Source organism: Pseudomonas sp. KH_017 (assembly GCF_057840285.1).
In genome coordinates, this window is record NZ_CM174509.1 from 3,250,496 (window position 1) to 3,267,988 (window position 17,493).

Annotated in this window: 17 protein-coding genes; 10 read left to right on the top strand and 7 right to left on the bottom strand. The window is 61.1% G+C overall.

Annotated features, from left to right (window positions below; genetic code table 11):
- Positions 1 to 72: 72 nt before the first annotated feature.
- The 4 genes from AC3IT6_RS14825 to AC3IT6_RS14840 all read left to right on the top strand — a co-directional run bounded on the left by AC3IT6_RS14825 (position 73) and on the right by AC3IT6_RS14840 (position 3,222).
- Entirely contained in the window at positions 73 to 1,173 is a 1,101-nt protein-coding gene (locus AC3IT6_RS14825) for an alkene reductase (protein WP_489350686.1), read from the top strand.
- 121 nt (positions 1,174 to 1,294) lie between these two features.
- Positions 1,295 to 1,654, top strand: coding sequence for a LysR family transcriptional regulator (locus tag AC3IT6_RS14830; protein ID WP_489350688.1), 360 nt, complete (start codon positions 1,295 to 1,297; stop codon positions 1,652 to 1,654).
- A gap of 13 nt (positions 1,655 to 1,667) precedes the next feature.
- A complete protein-coding gene (locus AC3IT6_RS14835; RefSeq protein WP_489350690.1) occupies positions 1,668 to 1,841 on the top strand; it encodes a hypothetical protein in 174 nt (57 codons plus the stop codon).
- A gap of 208 nt (positions 1,842 to 2,049) precedes the next feature.
- Positions 2,050 to 3,222, top strand: a complete 1,173-nt coding sequence (locus AC3IT6_RS14840; RefSeq protein WP_489350692.1) for an acetyltransferase domain-containing protein — start codon at positions 2,050 to 2,052, stop codon at positions 3,220 to 3,222.
- Between the two features lie 213 nt (positions 3,223 to 3,435).
- Here AC3IT6_RS14840 and AC3IT6_RS14845 read toward each other — a convergent pair whose 3' ends face one another.
- The 7 genes from AC3IT6_RS14845 to AC3IT6_RS14875 all read right to left on the bottom strand — a co-directional run bounded on the left by AC3IT6_RS14845 (position 3,436) and on the right by AC3IT6_RS14875 (position 10,826).
- Positions 3,436 to 4,833, bottom strand: a complete 1,398-nt coding sequence (locus tag AC3IT6_RS14845) for an LLM class flavin-dependent oxidoreductase (protein ID WP_489350694.1) — start codon at positions 4,831 to 4,833, stop codon at positions 3,436 to 3,438.
- Positions 4,834 to 4,867: 34 nt separating this feature from the next.
- On the bottom strand, positions 4,868 to 5,713 hold the full coding sequence (locus AC3IT6_RS14850; protein WP_489350696.1) for an amino acid ABC transporter permease: 846 nt from the start codon (positions 5,711 to 5,713) through the stop codon (positions 4,868 to 4,870).
- Complete coding sequence (locus AC3IT6_RS14855; protein ID WP_489356569.1) at positions 5,710 to 6,531, bottom strand: ABC transporter substrate-binding protein; 822 nt, start codon at positions 6,529 to 6,531, stop codon at positions 5,710 to 5,712. The genes AC3IT6_RS14850 and AC3IT6_RS14855 overlap by 4 nt, the downstream gene beginning before the upstream one ends.
- A 189-nt stretch (positions 6,532 to 6,720) precedes the next feature.
- Positions 6,721 to 7,689: a DHH family phosphoesterase gene (locus tag AC3IT6_RS14860; protein ID WP_489350698.1), complete on the bottom strand. Its 969-nt coding sequence runs from the start codon at positions 7,687 to 7,689 to the stop codon at positions 6,721 to 6,723.
- A 12-nt stretch (positions 7,690 to 7,701) separates the two neighbouring features.
- Entirely contained in the window at positions 7,702 to 8,490 is a 789-nt protein-coding gene (locus tag AC3IT6_RS14865; RefSeq protein ID WP_489350700.1) for an SDR family oxidoreductase, read from the bottom strand.
- 54 nt (positions 8,491 to 8,544) lie between these two features.
- The gene (locus AC3IT6_RS14870) at positions 8,545 to 9,714 is read right to left on the bottom strand and encodes a sulfotransferase family protein (RefSeq protein WP_489350702.1); all 1,170 of its coding nucleotides are present in this window, start codon (positions 9,712 to 9,714) and stop codon (positions 8,545 to 8,547) included.
- Positions 9,711 to 10,826, bottom strand: a complete 1,116-nt coding sequence (locus AC3IT6_RS14875; RefSeq protein WP_489350704.1) for a DUF1214 domain-containing protein — start codon at positions 10,824 to 10,826, stop codon at positions 9,711 to 9,713. Before AC3IT6_RS14875 ends, AC3IT6_RS14870 begins: the two co-directional genes overlap by 4 nt.
- A gap of 210 nt (positions 10,827 to 11,036) precedes the next feature.
- On the opposite strand from AC3IT6_RS14875, the gene AC3IT6_RS14880 reads away from it, so the two are divergent.
- The 6 genes from AC3IT6_RS14880 to AC3IT6_RS14905 all read left to right on the top strand — a co-directional run bounded on the left by AC3IT6_RS14880 (position 11,037) and on the right by AC3IT6_RS14905 (position 17,430).
- Positions 11,037 to 11,507: an SRPBCC domain-containing protein gene (locus tag AC3IT6_RS14880; protein WP_489350706.1), complete on the top strand. Its 471-nt coding sequence runs from the start codon at positions 11,037 to 11,039 to the stop codon at positions 11,505 to 11,507.
- 112 nt (positions 11,508 to 11,619) lie between these two features.
- Complete coding sequence (gene cysD / locus AC3IT6_RS14885; RefSeq protein WP_489350708.1) at positions 11,620 to 12,516, top strand: sulfate adenylyltransferase subunit CysD; 897 nt, start codon at positions 11,620 to 11,622, stop codon at positions 12,514 to 12,516.
- On the top strand, positions 12,516 to 14,408 hold the full coding sequence (gene cysN, locus AC3IT6_RS14890; RefSeq protein ID WP_489350710.1) for a sulfate adenylyltransferase subunit CysN: 1,893 nt from the start codon (positions 12,516 to 12,518) through the stop codon (positions 14,406 to 14,408). The genes cysD and cysN overlap by 1 nt, the downstream gene beginning before the upstream one ends.
- 130 nt (positions 14,409 to 14,538) lie before the next feature.
- Positions 14,539 to 15,711, top strand: a complete 1,173-nt coding sequence (locus AC3IT6_RS14895) for a helix-turn-helix transcriptional regulator (RefSeq protein ID WP_489350712.1) — start codon at positions 14,539 to 14,541, stop codon at positions 15,709 to 15,711.
- A 246-nt stretch (positions 15,712 to 15,957) separates the two neighbouring features.
- Complete coding sequence (locus AC3IT6_RS14900; RefSeq protein WP_489350714.1) at positions 15,958 to 16,413, top strand: glycine zipper 2TM domain-containing protein; 456 nt, start codon at positions 15,958 to 15,960, stop codon at positions 16,411 to 16,413.
- Between the two features lie 201 nt (positions 16,414 to 16,614).
- On the top strand, positions 16,615 to 17,430 hold the full coding sequence (locus tag AC3IT6_RS14905) for an AraC family transcriptional regulator (RefSeq protein WP_489350716.1): 816 nt from the start codon (positions 16,615 to 16,617) through the stop codon (positions 17,428 to 17,430).
- Positions 17,431 to 17,493: the final 63 nt, after the last annotated feature.

The window sequence follows — 17,493 nt, forward strand, 5'->3', positions numbered from 1 at the left end:
TCGCGGGATATTTTTCTCCGCGAATTTTACGCCTACATTGGCGCCATCCCACCACTGATAGGTATCGTTGTCATGTCCAAACTGCATACGAGCATCCAGATAGGCCCATACCGGATTTCCCATCGCGTCGTTCTGGCGCCACTTACCCGTATGCGTGCCGAGCCGGGCGCCATCCCTGGCCAGTTGATGGCCGAGTACTACGCCCAGCGTACCACCGCCGGTGGCCTGCTGATCGGCGAGGCGACTATCGCCGCAGCCAATGGCAATGGCTACCTCGGTGCTCCCGGTCTATATGACGACAGCCAGATCGCCGGCTGGAAGCTCGTGACCGACGCCGTTCATGCCAAGGGCGGCAAAATCTTTCTGCAGCTCTATCATGCGGGGCGCCAGTCCAGTAGCCTCCTGCAGCCGGGCGGCGCCCAGCCGGTGGCCCCTTCCGTCGTGGACCACGGCGGCCTCGCCTTCACCGAGACTGGCTGGACCCCCGGCAGCCCGCCGCGCGAACTGACCATCGCGGAAATCCGCGGGCTTGTGGAAAGCTTCCGCGCCGCGGCCGAACGCGGTATCGCAGCCGGATTCGACGGCGTGGAGTTGCACTCGGCCAACGGCTACCTGTTCGATCAGTTCCTCCAGGACGGCAGCAACAAACGTACGGATACCTACGGTGGCTCGTTCGAGAACCGCAGCCGGTTCCTGCTCGAAGCAGTAGAAGCGGTGATCTCCGTCTGGGGCAGCAATCGGGTGGCGGTGCGTCTGGGGCCGAGCGGCAATTTCGGCGACATGTCCGACAGCGACCCCATTGGCCTGTTCACCTATGTCGCACGCGAGCTGAACAAGCTGGACCTCGCCTATCTGCACCTGATCGAGCCGCGCATCCTGGGTGTCGCCGAAGACGAGCGCCGGGATCAGAATCCGGTGGCGTCCCAACTTATCCGCCAGCATTACAAGGGCACCCTAATCGCGGCGGGCGGTTTCTCCGGAGAATCGGCCAATGCAATCCTTGAGGCCGGCGATGCAGACCTGGTCGCGTTCGGCCGCCACTTCATCGCCAACCCTGACTTGCCGGAGCGCCTGCGCAATGGCTGGTCGCTGAACCCGTATGACCGCGAGTCGTTCTTCGGTGGCACAGAAGTGGGTTACACGGACTATCCTTTCCATACCGAAGTTGCGTGATCATTTGCACCACTGGTAGCTGGGGTCATAGTGCCCCGGCTACCTCCCTCCAAAAAAAATCTCTCCCCCAAACTGCCGCGTTTCACAGTCGCCTCTGCCAGCGGGGTCAAGGTGCTAACCCATGGAAGACCTTTTCTCCTACAGGCTTTTCACAAGGGTGGCGCGACTGGGCAGTTTTTCGGCCGCGGCACGCGAGGTGGGTCTTTCTCAATCCCAGGTCTCCAGGATTGTCGCCGAACTCGAAACCGATCTCGGCACCCTGCTGTTGGCGAGATCGACACGTGCCGTCGTACCGACCGAGGCCGGGGCGGATTTTCTCTCGCGCATGGAACCCATCCTCGTCGCGGTGGAAGAAGCCGAGCAAAGTGTTCGCGGTGGCCTGGAACTGCGTGGGGTCGTGCGGATCAGCATGCCAACGAGCATCGGCGTACGGGAAATCATTCCGCGATTTGCGTTACGAATGCCAACTGGCAGTCGCTGAAGACGACTTCGTCATGTTGCACGGTCGCTTCACTGGCCTCGGCCAGCCGGCGAACTGGGTCGTGGTCGATATCCTGCGCCTTGAGGACGGCGTGATGGTCGAACACTGGGATGTGATTCAGGACGAGGCGACGCGCGAAGGTTCCGCCGGCGGGTACCCCATGTTTGGGGATCAGTTCCCAGGCTGATGCTCCATTAAACAGTTCAAGGAATTCAGGCCGAACTCAGGTGACGCTCGATTGCGGGACGCATTCCTTGAGTTGAAGGCGTCTCGGTAGACAGCTATCAACGCAATCAGGCGGTCGCCTTTGGTGAGTTTGTTATGTTATACCTTATACAAACATGCACTGTCGGTCGTCACCGGCAGAGCCATCCACTCCCTGCTTGCGACATTCGATGACAACTTCTACTCACATCCCCCCCATCACACGCTTGAACCAACGCCTGCTGTCCATTGATGCCCTGAGGGGATTGGTAATCCTCCTTATGCTGTTGGATCACGTGCGCGAAACGTTCTTTTTGCACCGTCAGGTAACAGACCCGATGGACATCGGCTCCACTGAGCCTGCGCTATTTTTCAGCCGCACACTTGCCCATTTGTGTGCGCCGGTTTTCATACTGCTCACTGGACTTTCCGCCTACTTGTATGGCCAAAAGCACCAGGGCAAGGGCGATGTGTCAGCCTTTTTATTCAAGCGCGGTCTGTTCCTGGTACTGCTGGAGTTCACCCTGGTGAATTTCGCCTGGACCTTTCAGTTCCCGCCTACGGCGATTTACATGCAAGTGATCTGGGCCATTGGCATCTGCATGATTGCCCTGGCCGGACTGGTCTGGTTACCCAGGCCCATTCTGTGCTGCCTGGGTCTGGTGATCGTGGCCGGGCACAACCTGCTGGATAATGTGCACTTCGCGACGGGTTCGCCCATGCATATACCTTGGGCGATTCTGCATGATCGCGGCTGGATCGAACTCTCCGACAGCTTGCGTCTGCGCACCTCGTATCCTGTACTGCCGTGGATCGGTGTGATCGCCCTTGGATACAGTATCGGCCCCTGGTTTGCCAGCCAGGTTTTGGCCGCGGAGCGTCAACGTACTCTGCTGCTGGCAGGGGCCGGGACATTGATCGGATTTGTCGCACTGCGAACCGTCAATGGTTATGGCGAGGCGCATTGGGTCGCCCATGAAGGCCTCACGCAAACCCTCATGAGCTTCTTCAACATTACAAAATACCCACCTTCCCTGCTGTTCCTTTCGCTGACGCTGGGAGTGGGCCTGTTACTGCTTCGTGCCCTGGAACGGGCTCAACAACGCAAGTGGGTCAATGCATTGGCCGTCTTTGGTGCCGCGCCGATGTTCTTCTACTTGCTCCACCTTTACGTACTCAAGGCGCTGTATCTGGTCAGCGTGGCGTTGTTCGGATTGAACCAGGGAGTTTTTTTCGGTTTCGACGGCATTTGGGCTGTGTGGCTGACGGCGGTGCTCTTGGCTGTATCCCTGTATTTACCCGTGCGCTGGTTCGCGGCATTGAAAGCACGCCGTCGCGATATCGGATGGCTCAAATACTTCTGATCAGGACATTTGCCCACAAAAGGGGCCCCTGGAGAGAATGCCCGTCAGTTAAGTGTTTGAACACCGCAAACCTTGTGGGAGCGAGCTTGCTCGCGATGACGGTCGCACATTCAAAATCAATGTATCTGACAGTCCGCCATCGCGAGCAAGCTCGCTCCCACAGTGTCCCGGGCTTAACTGACTGGCATTAGCCTCTGGAGAGCCCCTTTTTTTCTAGACTGCCCCGTCCTGAAAACCTTTATCAAAGCGGAATGAGGCGCCGTAGGCAGAATCCGGTAAATGGCTAGCGCCATCGTCCCGTAACCGCGAACGGAAAGTACCGCTCTGTGGCTGGGTACGATACAAGCCACGTTTCTGCAGTTCAGGAATGATCAGTTCAACGAAGTCCTCAAGGCTACCCGGGCTGATCAGCGGGTTGAGCATGTAGCCGCTGGTGCCGGAAATACGGGCGTGCTCTTCGATCCGGTCGGCCACTTGTTGCGGTGTTCCCACCAGAATCAGATCACTGCCCCGGGTGACGTTGGCAAAGCGCTGTTTGACATCGCCGGCGGTCAAGGGCTTGCCACTGCCATCGGGACGCATCACGTAGGAGGTCATTCCTTCGGTGTGAGTGGACAACGCGTCGCTGTCCGCATAGCGGCTGATGTCGATACCGGTATCACCGGCATAACTCACCAATTGCGCCTGTAAGTGATAGTTGCTTTGCAGTTCGTCATATTTGCGTTGGGCTTCGATCTCGGTCCTGGCCGTGACGATGCGCAGGACCGTCAGTGATTTGACATCTTCAGCGTGACGCCCCCGTGCCCTGGCCTGCGTCCATATATCTTCCAGTCCCTGGCGAATCTCCAGCGGGTTGGACTTGGCGATGAAAATCAGTTCGGCGTGCTTGGCCGCAAACTCACGCCCACGACCTGACCAACCGGCCTGGATCAGCAAGGGTGTGCGTTGCGGTGACGGGGACGTCAAATGTGGCCCGGCCACCCGGTAATGCTCGCCAACATGATTGATCGGTCGCACCCGATCGCCCTTGGCATAGACCTGGCGAGACTTGTCGGCCACCACGGCATCGTTTGCCCAGCTGCCTTCCCAGAGCTTGTAAACCACATCGAGAAACTCCTCTGCGCGTTCATAGCGATCATCGTGCTTGATCATCTGCTCCAGGCCGAAGTTGCGAGCGGCACTGGTCAGGTAGGAAGTGACGATGTTCCACCCGACCCGGCCATTGGTCAGGTGGTCCAGCGTACTGAAACGCCGGGCATGGGTGAAAGGATGTTCATAACTGGTGGTGACAGTGACGCCGAAGGCGAGGTTTTCCGTCACGGCGGCCAATGCCGGGATGATCATCAACGGATCGTTGGCCGGTGCTTCCACCGCCCACTTCATGGCCGCGTCGGCATTACCGCCAAACACATCGTAGAAACCCAGCACATCACCAAAAAACAGCATGTCGAGATGAGCCTGGTCGGCGATGCGTGCCAGGTTCGACCAGTAGCCCAGCGAGTTGATGGTCAGTCGTTCGTCAGCCGGGTGCGTCCAGAGGCTCGGCGCGCCCCCACAGCCAACACTGGCTTGCTCGTATAACGCAAACAACAGAGGTTTTGGATCGGACATCGTAGTACCTGTAAAAGTCATTAAACGGAGCGGGTCAGCGCTGATGCTTGAAACCTTTGCCGTAGTGGCGTTCAAGACGGTTCTGTATCAACTCCAGTCCAATGGACAGGAGCCAATAGATAACAGCTGCGGTGGTGAGCATTTCGATGTAGCGGTAGGACGAGCGTCCGTACGACTGCGCCAGGAACATCACTTCCCAGACCCCCATCACCGATATCAACGAGGAGTCCTTGAGCATTGAAATGAACTGACTGGTTGTCGGGGGAATGATCGTGCGCATGGCTTGCGGCAGGACGACGTGCAGGAACGTTGCCGCCGGCCTCAGCCCCAGGGCCATCGCTGCTTCGCGCTGTCCGGGTGCTACAGCCATGATGCCGGCCCGAAAAATCTCACTGAGGTAGGCACCATAATTCAGCGACAGCGCAATGATCCCCGCGCTGATGGCGCCAGGAACAACACCCAACTGCGGCAGCCCCAGGTAGATCAGCAGGATCTGGATCAGCAGCGGAGTACCGCGAAAAAAAGACGCATAGAAACTGGCAATGCCGAAAGCCACTGCACTGCGCGACAGGCGCGCCAGCGCCGTGACGAAGCCAAGGAGCAACGAAAGCCAGATCGAACAGAAGCACAAGAACAGCGTCAGCGCGGCGCCCTGCAAGAAACCGTCAGGCCCCAAATGCAGGCCGACCAGATTGGGCAACTTCTGCACAATGATCGAGAACTTCAGGTCGAAGCTCATGAAAAACATGACGCACAGGCCGAACAGCACTGCCCAGGTCAAATACAGGCGAGTGCGAAACCCCAGTAGCGGGCTGAAACGACGCGTCTCGGTTTCGGAGGCTACAGCCGCCTTGGCCGGGTATGGATTGAGGGCTGTCATTGGCTGATATCGGCACCGATCCACTTCTGTGAAATCTTGCTTAATGTGCCGTCGGCCTTGAGCTGGGTGACGACCTCAGTGACCTTGGCATTCCATTGCGGATCGCCCTTTTCGATCGCGACCACGTTGGGCTCCGCATACAGCGTATCGCCGGCAATTTTGAAGCGAGGATCCTGGGCGATGCGTTCGCGAGCGGTGATGAGGTTGGTGACCATCGCATCCAGACGCACGCCCGTGCCCAAGGCCAGATCCTGGAAGGCGACCGTTTCGTTGTCGTATGGCGCGACCTGGACGCTGTCGAATGGATAGCTCAACGGCTTGTCCTCGGCGCCCTCGATCACCAGATCCTTGTTCAGATAGGCTTCATAGGTCGACGCACTGATCACACCGACTTTTTTACCTGACAGATCCTTGCCCGTGACAATGTCCTTGTCTTTGGCATTCACCACGATCACGGCCGGGGACTGGTAATACTCCACCGGGAAGTCGAACACTTCGGCCCGTGCCTTGCTCGGGGTCATCGAGCAGACGCAGATGTCATATCGTCCGTTCCAGTGTCCTGCAGCGATGACATCCCAGGACGGTGTCTGCAGCTTCAGCTTCACCCCTAGCCGTTGCGCAACGGCCTTGGCGACATCGACGTCAAACCCGTCCAGTTGGTTCTGTTCATTGAGAAAGGAGAATGGTGGATAGCTTTCCATCAGAACGCCGGTCAGCTCCCCACTGCTGGTTACGCGATCCAGGGTGGCGCCCGCGAAAGCCGTCGAGCAGGTAGCCAGTAATGCCAAGCCAAAAGGTAAAAGCGCCTTAGTGTTCACAGACAAGTGCTCCAATCGATTCAAAATACTGAATAGATTAAAACGCACTATAAAAATACTTTGTACTTCATTTATGGAATATAAGACTGCGTTCAAGCTATATTGGATCGAGCGGTTCAGGCGCTTGCATTGCTGATTCTTGGTGGCAAGCAACACCCCGACCGATCCGTTCGGGGCGTTGCTCTTGGCTCAGCGATAGCAATCGAGCAGGCGTGCGGCGACTTCCTTCAACTGCGCGTCGGCCAGACGGTTGATCCCGGCAGCACGCTTGCGCCCGCCCCCCGTTGGAAACTGCCGGCAGAAGGCATCCGCCGTCAGCCCGGCCTCTTCCGGTACCCGCAGGCTGAACGCCCAGTCACCGTCCGCCCTGGCGCTGAGCAAGCCGATCGCCTTGCGCGGCGCACGGGCCGCCAGCTGATTGGCCAGCACGCCGCTGACCCGCCGCGCCCAGGGTTGCGCGGGCAGGCGGTACAGCTGCGCGCCCCGGCCCTCGTGCCAGGGTTCAAGGCCGGCGGCAGCGGCCATGTCGGCGGCGTGGCCGATGCGCAGGGTGGTGAAGCTTGTGCTGTGGCGGATGAAGTCCAGCGGGTCGTGGTAAGGCAACAGCTCGGCGGCCAGCGCCAACGGCTCGAAGTGCAGGTCCGACAGGCTGTCGCCATAGGCGTTGTAGTTGAGCAGCAGGCCCAGCTCCTCCAGGGCCTGCACCTCATCGTTGGCCAGGCCATGCTGCGTCGCCAGCGCCCGTGCCGGGCCGGTCAGGCCGTCACCAAAGGCGGCGGCCACCGCCCAGCAGTGATGACGCCCGTCCAGGTAGGTGTTGACCAGCAGGCTGGTGCACACCTGGGCGCCAGTGTCGATGAAGGACTCGAACGTCGGATGCCGCGGCAGTTCGCCTGCATAGTGATGGTCGAAATAGCGTACCCGGGCGCCGCCGTCGAGCAGGCGCCGGGTGGCCTCGCGGTTCTGCTCGTGGGCCACGTCCAGCACCGTGACCCGCTCGCCGGGCCCGGCCTGGACCCGGCGCAACAGCTCGATGTCGCGCTTGACCCCGCTGACCAGGCGCACCTGCGAGTCCAGTTCGCCCGCCAGGCGCAACTGCTGCAGGGCGCAGAGACCGTCGGCATCGCCGTTGAAGGCGCAGTGATCGATTGTGTTCATCTGCCCTGCTCCTCAGTGCATGACTTCGCCGCCGTTGGCATCGAGTTGCGCGCCATTGATCGCACTGGCGTAGTCCGAAGCCAGAAACAACGCAGCGCGGGCGCACTCCTCGTCGCTGCGCATGCGCCCGCCAGGAATGCCGGCACTGAACTCGGCGCGCACCTGTTCTTCGCTGACACCCCGGGCGGCAGCACTCTGGCGTACCAGGGCCTGCACCGGCTCGCCCCACATCCAGCCACAGGCCAGAGCGTTGACCCGCAAACCGTGGGCCGCCTGCTCGCTGGCCAGGTAGCGTACGCTGGCCGCCAGGGCGCTTTTCGACGCGGCATAGGCCGCCCCACCCTGATACGGCTTGCGCACGCCCAGGGTGTTGATCATGACGATCGCCCCCGCGCCCTGCGCGCGCATGGGTGCCAGCACCGCGCGGCTCATGTTCAGCGAGCCCAGCAGGTTGACCTCCAGCGCCTCGCGCAGCGGGTCGTTGTCCGCCTCGTCCACCGCCTGGAAACCGCCATGGGAAAAGGCGCTGTTGATCAGCGCATCGATACGGCCGAATTGCTCGAGAGTGGCTTCGGCGAAACGCTTGCAGGCCTGCACATCGGTGATGTCGGTGGCCACGCACAGCACTTGGCAATGCCCGGCGACTGCCTTGATGCGCTGTTGCGCCTCAAGCAAGCGGCCCATGTCGCGGGCCCCGATGGCCACGGCCCGCGCCCCTTCGCGCGCGGCCTCCAGGGCCAGTTTGATACCCAGCCCGGGGCCGATGCCCGAGACCATCACGACTTTATCTTTCAATAGCATGGGGGAATCCTTTTATTGTTATGGGCGACTTGCAGCGTCTGACCAGTACAGGTTTCAGGCTGGAATATGCCGGGTTCGATACTCCGCATAATCACGTTGCAACATGTCCTCACTGAGGCCGAACTGGCCGGGGTTGTAGTGATGAACTGCACGTTTTTCACGACCGTTTTCCGCCAGCCAGCACCCCATGGCGATCTCGACCTGCGGTGTCTGCTCGAGGCCGGCAAAACGATAGATACGCTCGACTACAGCTTGCGGTGCGGCCAGCGTGTCCTCGAAGTGCACATCGAGGAAGCGTTCGGACGGCATGCGTTCACGGACCGCCATGGTGTGGCGCAGAGCACGCGCCATACGCCGGTTCCACTGCTCGCCAACGGCCTCGGCATCGGCCTCGTCGCTGTAGAGCATCCAGAGGGTATGGATAAAACTGGCCAGGGAGGGAATGGTCCTGGCCGGTTCACGGTGAGTGAGGATCACCTGCGCTTTCGGGAAAACCTCGAACAGCAGTTCCAGGGTATGCAAGTGCTGGGGACTTTTGAGCAACCAGCGACGGCCAGGCTCGATGCCACGACGTGCTTGCTGCCATTGCAGGAATTGCAGGGTTCGCTTGAGGTACTGATAAACCTGGGTCTGGTCCTGGCGATCAAGCCACGAGGTATAGCTCGGCACGTTGACATAGGAGTCCATGGCGCACAGGAACGAGTGCTCCATGAGCATGAATTCTTCGTCGGGCTGCTCTGCATCAAGGGGGTGAATGGCGAGTAACTGCGGGAGGAACTCGATCATCCCCGCCACTTCGGCACGTGCCCGGGCAATACGCAGCAGTGGCTGTTCCAGGGTTTCACCCGGCAATGGCGCGGGGTAACGGGTCTCCCACCACTGCGCCTTGCTGAACTGTGGGTCCACCGCCAGTGTGCGCTGCAGCAGTGTTGTGCCGGTGCGCGGCAGACCGACGATCACCAGTGGGTCATCGATTACCTGTTCGAGGATTTGCGGGTAACGCCGACAGTGATCCTCGATGATCAGACGGTTGACCAGTTGCGCCAGCAGCTTCTCACGCAACAGTCCCCGCCCCGACGGTGACAGCCGCGCTTCTTTCTCCAGGGCGTCAGCCAGTACTACCAGGCCCTGGCGAAAATCGCCCGGGCCGAAATCGTCGAGGCCGCCCGCACGTGCGCAGGCTTCAGCCAGCAAGGTATCCAGGGCGAAGTCATTGGCACTCATCGCACGAGCTCCTTCAGATCATTGAGTTTGACCACGCGTGTCGTTGGCTGCACCGGCTGCTTTGCGCCCACCCATCGCAGGCAGAGGGTGCCATGCGGATGGCTGGCAGTTTCCAGCCAGTTCGCCAGACCGGGGTCAACGGCGCAGAGGATCATGCGCAAGCGACCATCCGCCTCCAGCTGCGCCGACTGTTTGTTCAGGCAGATGCGGTGATAGCGGTAGTCGAGCGACTCCATCCAGTAGTTGTTGATCTGCACATTCCAGAAATCGCAGTCCGGCACCTGATCGACCTCGATCAGCAATGCCTCGTCATCCGCCAGCGCCCAGTAAGAGTGGTAATAGAAAATGTTCGGGTCGCCCCCCACCGACTGGCACAGTGCCTGGTCGGCGGCGGGCAGTTGATTGGTGTGCTTCTGATAACCCTGAGCCCAGTCGGCGAATAACCGCGCGGTGTTCTCGACGAAACTGCCCACCCGCTGCAGGCTTTGTTGCAAGCGCGGCGCATCCAGCGGTTCCGGTGTATGGCGGACATTCAGACGTTCAATGCGCAGCTGCGCCGGCTGCTCGCTGCTACGGTCCAGAAAGGTTTGGCGGACAATCAGGGCATTGCTCTGCGGTTCAAGGCGCAGCCAGTTACCGATGCCAGGCGGGTGCTGGCTGAGGATGATTTCGAAGTTGCCTTCGGCATCCGACTGCAACATTCCGGCATCGAGAAAGCCGGTCTGGATCATCTTGCCATCCGTCTCATAGCCACCTTTCTGGGAGCCGAAACTGAGGTAGGCAACACTGCCGCGCTGGCCGCTGACCCGGTACTCGTGCGCGCCGTTAAGGCGCGCATAGCTATACAAATTATCGGGGTTGTCAGCGCCAATTTTCGCCGTTTCGTGGGACGGGGTGATGAAGCCCGGGAAGTCTGGATCAGCAAATTCCAGGTGCATTTCCAGCGCAATGCGTAGCAACCGCGTGAGATAGCGAAAACCTTCGGCGCGGGTCTGCACATCGGCCGGCGCTTCGGCGCGCAATATTTGCTCGCCGCTACGCCGCAGTTGCTCGCAGAAGAGGTTCCAGCTTTCGCCGCTGAGTACCTCCTGATCGATCCTGTCTGTAACCATGTCGGTCTCCTCTGTTGGCGGAAAGTCCGCCGCTGCCAGTGACCTTAGGGAGGACCCGCTTGCCGATTCTTCGTCCAAGCGGACTAAATCGCCTGCTAGTCCGCACGGACGAGGAGCCGTCCACCGTGAGCGGCGAGGATCGCGCCTGAGCCCTTGGCTTACTCCCCACCGCAGTTTCGTGGCGCGGAGTCATCCTCAGAGGAGTTACCCATGACCGCAGAGAAAAACCTGGTCCGTTCAGTGACCGTGGACATCGCCGCTCCGGCCGAATTTGTCTGGTCGGTACTGATCGACCTGATGCGTTATCCGCAGTGGAACCCCTACACCGTCAAGATCGAGTCCAGCTTGCGATTGGGCGAACCGGTCAATCTGTTCCTGCCCAATCCGGGGCGCCCGGGTGAACTGCTGCACGTGATCGAGTACCTGGCGGACTTCGAGCCCCACCGGCTGCTCGCCTGGGAGATGTATGCCAACGCCGGCAATCCCGACGCTGCCCGTCGCGAGCAGCACATCGAGCACACCGGCGCGGCCAGTTGCCGCTACCACACCACCGACCAGTTCCTCGGCGCCACCGCCGACCAGGTCATGACCGATCATGGCGCTTGGGTCAAACAAGGCTTCGATGCCGTTGCCCACGCCCTCAAGATCCGTGCCGAGACGCTGTACGCGTCCGTCGCGTGACCTTCAACTGCCGGCGCCTCTTCGTCCGAGCAGACGAAGAAGCGCCGGCGGTGCTTTACCTACCGTGGTGTTCAGCCGGCGCCAATCCCGGCAGAACACGAGGAGGTATCCGATGTTGACTCATCTGCAATGGCTGGAAGCGGAAAGCATCCAGATCATCCGCGAAGTGGTGGCCGAGTGTGAAAACCCGGTGATGCTCTACTCCATCGGCAAGGACAGCGCGGTCATGCTGCACCTGGCGATGAAAGCCTTCGCCCCGGGCAAGCCGCCCTTCCCCCTGCTGCACGTGGACACCACCTGGAAGTTTCGCGAAATGATCGCCTTTCGCGACCAGACCGCCGAACGCCTGGGCCTGGAACTGTTGGTGCACATCAACCCCGAAGGCGTGGAAAACGCCATCGATCCCTTCATCCACGGCTCGGCCTTGCACACCGATGTGTGGAAGACCCAAGGCCTGAAACAGGCCCTGGACCTCTACGGTTTCGATGCAGCGTTCGGCGGCGCCCGGCGCGACGAAGAAAAGTCGCGGGCCAAGGAGCGGGTGTTTTCCCTGCGCTCCGAGCAGCACCGCTGGGACCCCAAGCAGCAGCGCCCGGAGCTCTGGCGCCTGTACAACACCCGCAAGCGCAAGGGTGAAAGCCTGCGGGTGTTCCCGCTGTCGAACTGGACCGAGCTGGATATCTGGCAATACATCTACCTGGAACAGATCCCCATCGTGCCCTTGTACTTCGCCAAGGAGCGCCCGGTGGTGCGCCGTGACGGCACGCTGATCATGGTCGATGACGAACGCCTGCCGCTGCTGCCCGGAGAAACCCCGGAACTGCGCAAGGTGCGCTTCCGCACGCTGGGCTGCTATCCGCTGACCGGCGCCATCGACAGTGACGCCGACAACCTGCCGGCGATCATCAGCGAAATGCTGGTCAGCCGCACCTCGGAACGCCAGGGCCGCCTGATCGACAGCGATTCGGCCGGCTCCATGGAGAAGAAGAAACAAGAGGGGTATTTCTGATGAATGCGATCACCGATGCACGCAATGGCGACCTGACGCCCTACCTGCAACAACAGCAGAACAAGCAACTGCTGCGCTTCATCACCTGTGGCAGTGTCGACGACGGCAAGAGCACCTTGATCGGCCGCCTGCTGTATGAGTCCAAGGCGCTGTTCGAGGACCAGCTTGGCCAGCTCGAGGCCGACTCGAAAAAACTCGGCACCCAGGGTGACGAACTGGATTTCGCCCTGCTGGTCGACGGCCTGAGCGCCGAGCGCGAGCAAGGCATCACCATCGATGTGGCTTACCGCTTTTTTGCCACCGACAAGCGCAAGTTCATTGTCGCCGACACCCCCGGCCACGAACAGTACACCCGCAACATGGTCACTGGCGCCTCGACCGCGGACCTCGCGGTGATCCTCATCGATGCTCGCCAAGGCCTGTTGACCCAGACCCGTCGGCACAGTTACCTGGTGTCGCTGCTGGGCATTCGCAAGGTCGTTGTCGCCATCAATAAGCTGGACCTGGTGGGCTTTTCACAAGCGGTGTTCGAACGCATTGAAGCCGAGTATCGCGCGTTCGCCGCGCAGATCGGCCTGCATGACATCCAGTGCATCCCGCTCTCTGCGCTACGTGGCGACAACATGCTCGAAGCCAGTGCGAACACCCCCTGGTATCAGGGGCCGACCCTGCTCCAGCATCTGGAGAACGTCCCTCTGGAGCAGGCTCGACAAGTCGAGGCAGCGTTCCGCCTGCCCGTACAGTGGGTAAACCGTCCCAATCTGGATTTTCGTGGCTACTGCGGCAACGTTGTCGCAGGCAGCGTCAACGTGGGTGACCGCATTCGGGTGCTGCCATCAGGGCAACAGAGTGAGGTCACCGCGATCTTCGGTAGTGCCGGGGAACAGCAACAAGCCCTGTGCAACCAGGCTGTCACCCTCGTTCTCAAGGATGACATCGATATCAGCCGTGGCGACTTGATTGCTCTGGCCGACGCACCACCGGCAGTGGCCGACCAGTTCGAGGCGACGCTGGTGTGGATGGACGAAGAGCCGATGTTGCCCGGGCGTCCTTACCTGATGAAGATCGGTTGCCGCACCGTCGGCATGAGCTGCGCCAACCTCAAGCACCGGATTGATGTGAATAGCCTGGAGCATCTCGCGGCCAAGACCCTGGAACTGAACGGCATTGGCGTGTGCAACCTGCACCTGGACCGGCCGATCGCCTTCGATGCCTATACCGACAACCGCGATACCGGAGGCTTTATCGTCATCGACCGCCTGAGCAATCGCACGGTCGGTGCCGGCATGCTGCACTTCGCCTTGCGCCGTGCGCAGAACGTGCACTGGCAGGCCATCGACGTCAACCGCGAAGCCCACGCCGCGCTCAAGGGCCAGTCGCCGCGGGTGCTGTGGTTTACCGGTTTGTCCGGCGCGGGCAAGTCGACCATCGCCAACCTGGTCGAACGCAAGCTGCATGCCCTGGGCCGGCACACCTACCTGCTCGACGGCGACAACGTGCGCCACGGCCTGAACCGCGACCTGGGCTTCACCGAAGCCGACCGGGTGGAAAACATCCGCCGGGTCTCGGAGGTGGCCAGGCTGATGCTCGATGCCGGGCTGATCACCCTGGTCTCGTTCATCTCGCCGTTCCGTGCCGAGCGTGACATGGCCCGCAGCCTGGCCGGCGACGGCAACTTCCTCGAGATCTTCATCGATGCGCCGCTGGCCCTGGCCGAGCAGCGCGACCCCAAGGGCCTGTACCTCAAAGCCCGGCGCGGTGAGCTGAAGAACTTCACCGGCATCGACTCGCCCTACGAACCGCCGGTGGCGCCGGATATCCATATCGACACCCAGCACGAGTCTGCCGAGGCCGCCGCCGAACGCATCGTCGAAGCCCTGCTGGCGCTGTAACGGCCACCGGGCGCGGCCTTGCCCCTTGGGTTTGCGCTGCGCCCGTCAGTGCCTAGGCCAAACGGACGATTTTGCCGTCGTGACCCCGGTCGATACTCGCCCATGACAACACGCAGCCAAAGAGGCGCGCATGACCCTGCCCTTTTCCACCTGCCCGGACCTGCACGCCAGCATCGACATCCCCTCTGCCGAGCTCAGCAGCCTGCTCGGGCTGGTCTACCACGGCACGCTGGAGCCCACGCCCTGGGCCAGCTTGCTGGAAGCCTTGCGCCAGCGCTTCGCCGCCAGCTTCGTCACCCTGGTGCTGCGCAATCCCGACCATGAACGCCCCGGGCTGATCGTCAATGCCTCGGTGCATGGCGCGCTGTTGCCCGGCGAGCCCTCCTACAGCGAGCACTTCTATTCGATCTGCCCGTTCCTCGACTGGCCCGCAGACCAGGTGGCCAGTGCCGACCAGGTGCTGGGCACAGAAGCGTGGCTGGCCCATGATTTCTACCGCAACTACCTGCATCCTCTGGACCTGCGCGATGTGCTGGTGGCCAACATGCGCACCACCGCCGGCATGCACTGCGCGCTGTTCGCCTGCCGCGACCACGCCAGCGAAGCGTTCACCCCGGCGCAGATCGACCTGATCCGCCTGTTGTTGCCGCACCTGCAACAGGCAGTGGACCTGCACTCGGCGGTGGATCAACTGGATGCCGAACGCCAGCTCTACGCGGCCACCATCGACCGCCTGATGGTGGGCACGGCCATCCTCGACGAGAACGGCCGGATGATGCGCTGCAACCGTGCCGCCCAGCGCCTGTTCGACAGCCATGACGGCCTGGAATGCAGGCACGACAAGCTCTGTGCCTTCGCCGGCCATGAGAACCGCACACTGCAGCAGGCCATCCAGGCGGTGTTGAAACAGCGCCCGCGCGGCCTCGACGACCTGCAAGTCCTGACCCTGTCGCGGCCCAGCGGCGAGATGCCTCTGAACCTGCTGCTGCGCCCGATTGCCATGAACTACCAGACCCACAACAGCGCCCGACGCCCGGCAGTGGTGGTGTTCATCCGCGATCCCGCCGACTCGCCCCAAGCCTCGCGCGATCTGCTGCGCAGCCTGTTCCAACTGACCCGCACGGAAACCGAAGTGGCCATGCTGGTCATGGACGGCCAGACCCTCGATGAGACGGCCGAAGCGCTCGGGGTTTCGCGCAACACCGTGCGCGCCCACTTGCGCGGTGTGTTCGCCAAGACTGGCGCCACGCGCCAGGCGCAACTGGTCAAGACCTTGCTCAATAGCGTGGCGTCGTTGGGGTAGGCGTCTGCGCCTGATGCCCATGACTGCACTTGGCCGGCCCAGAGGGATGAACCCGAACGCCAGAGAATCCTGTTTACTGAATCGCTGTGTCTGCAGCGCGCGAAGCCCGCTTATCCGCGCCTGGCGTTCTGATACACCCACCTCAAGCGCTGTGCGCAGCCAAACAAGCGCATGCACCGGACTTTTTCGTCTAACGTCAATGGATGCGTTTGCATGATCCACTTCCTCTGAAAATGGAGTTCGACGATGAAAACAATCGCTTCCTGGCTGACGATTACGCTTTTTGCTCTGGTGCTTGGCGGCTGTGCCGCGGTGGGCGCCGGGAGCGGAGGCGCTGGCGAGATGGAAATTCGCTCGGGGAAAATCGAGCAGATTACACAGACCCAGATGCAGACCAATCACGATAGCGGCGTTGGCGCCATAATGGGGGGTATTGGCGGTCTGGCCCTGGGAAGCCTGATCGGCCAGGGAACCGGCCGGGATGTGGCGATGGTCGCCGGTGCGCTGGCTGGTGCGGCAGGCGGCAACTACGCCGAAAAGAAAAAATATGATCAACCCGTGGACGCACAGCAGATCATCGTTCGCACCCAGAGCGGTGTACTGGTTCAAGTGACCCAGCCGATCAACCCGGCGCTGAGAAAAGGCATGAACGTGTATGTCGAGGGTGCGGGCAACGAAGCGCGGGTGGTGCCACAAAGCTAGGGACGGCTACCGGACGTTGCGCAGCGGACAAATGAGCCGTCGTCACTTGCTGCGCAACATCCTCATGGCGAGCGGGTTCGGTTGCCACTCAATGACTCATGCACGACCTCAGGCCAATTGCTGGAAACCCATGGATCTATACCGCTGGTGGACCTAAACTTCGTGGTCCCCGCCCTCCTCGCCGATTGTTGAACGGGTTTCATGACTGAGCATGCCAAGTACCATCACGTGTCCGAAGTACCAGGCCTGGTGCTGGGGTCCGCACGCTTTGTAGACAGCGGTTTCGATCGCCATTACCACCTCGATTTCCACGTTGGTTTGGTCACCGAAGGCATCCAGCGTCATCGATCCAAAGGCGAGTCGTTTCTTTTAGGTCCGGGAAGGATTGCCCTGATGCCGCCGGGTGAAATCCACGATGGTGTGCCCGAGGGCGGCGACGCTTATACGCTCAAGACATTCCGTCTGTCCCAGGCGCTGGTCGCGAGTATGACCGAGGAGATCAGCGGTCAACCGAGAGAGCTTGAGTTGACTGGTGTGTTGCTGGAAGACGCGGGGCTTGCCGGCAACCTGCGCGGGTTGCACGACGCGATGCAGCAGGCCGTTGGGCCAGGCAGCCTGGCGCTGCAGACGCAATGGTTCACCCTCCTTGAACAGCTGTTGAGCCAGTCACGGGCGACCAGGCCCGAAACGATTACCGGCACGCTATCGCCCCTGCAATGGTCTCGCGTCAGGGACTATTGTTTCAGCCACATCGATCAGCGAATCACCCTCGATGATCTCGCTGGCCTGTGCGGGTTGGGCCGCTTTCCGTTCCTCAAGCAGTTCAAGCGGACCATCGGCATGACGCCGCACGCATGGTTGCTTCGCCTGCGTCTCGAACGAGCCTGTGACCTGCTATCGCGCAGCGGGCAACCGATCATCGAAGTCGCCCACGCCGTCGGCTTTTACGATCAAAGCCATTTCAACCGCGCCTTTCGGCAGGCATTCGGCGTCGCGCCATCGCGCTACAGGACTTAGTCCGTCGTCCATCAGGCGACCGTCAATTTTTTACAAGCGCAACAACCATCCCTCTCCATAGGA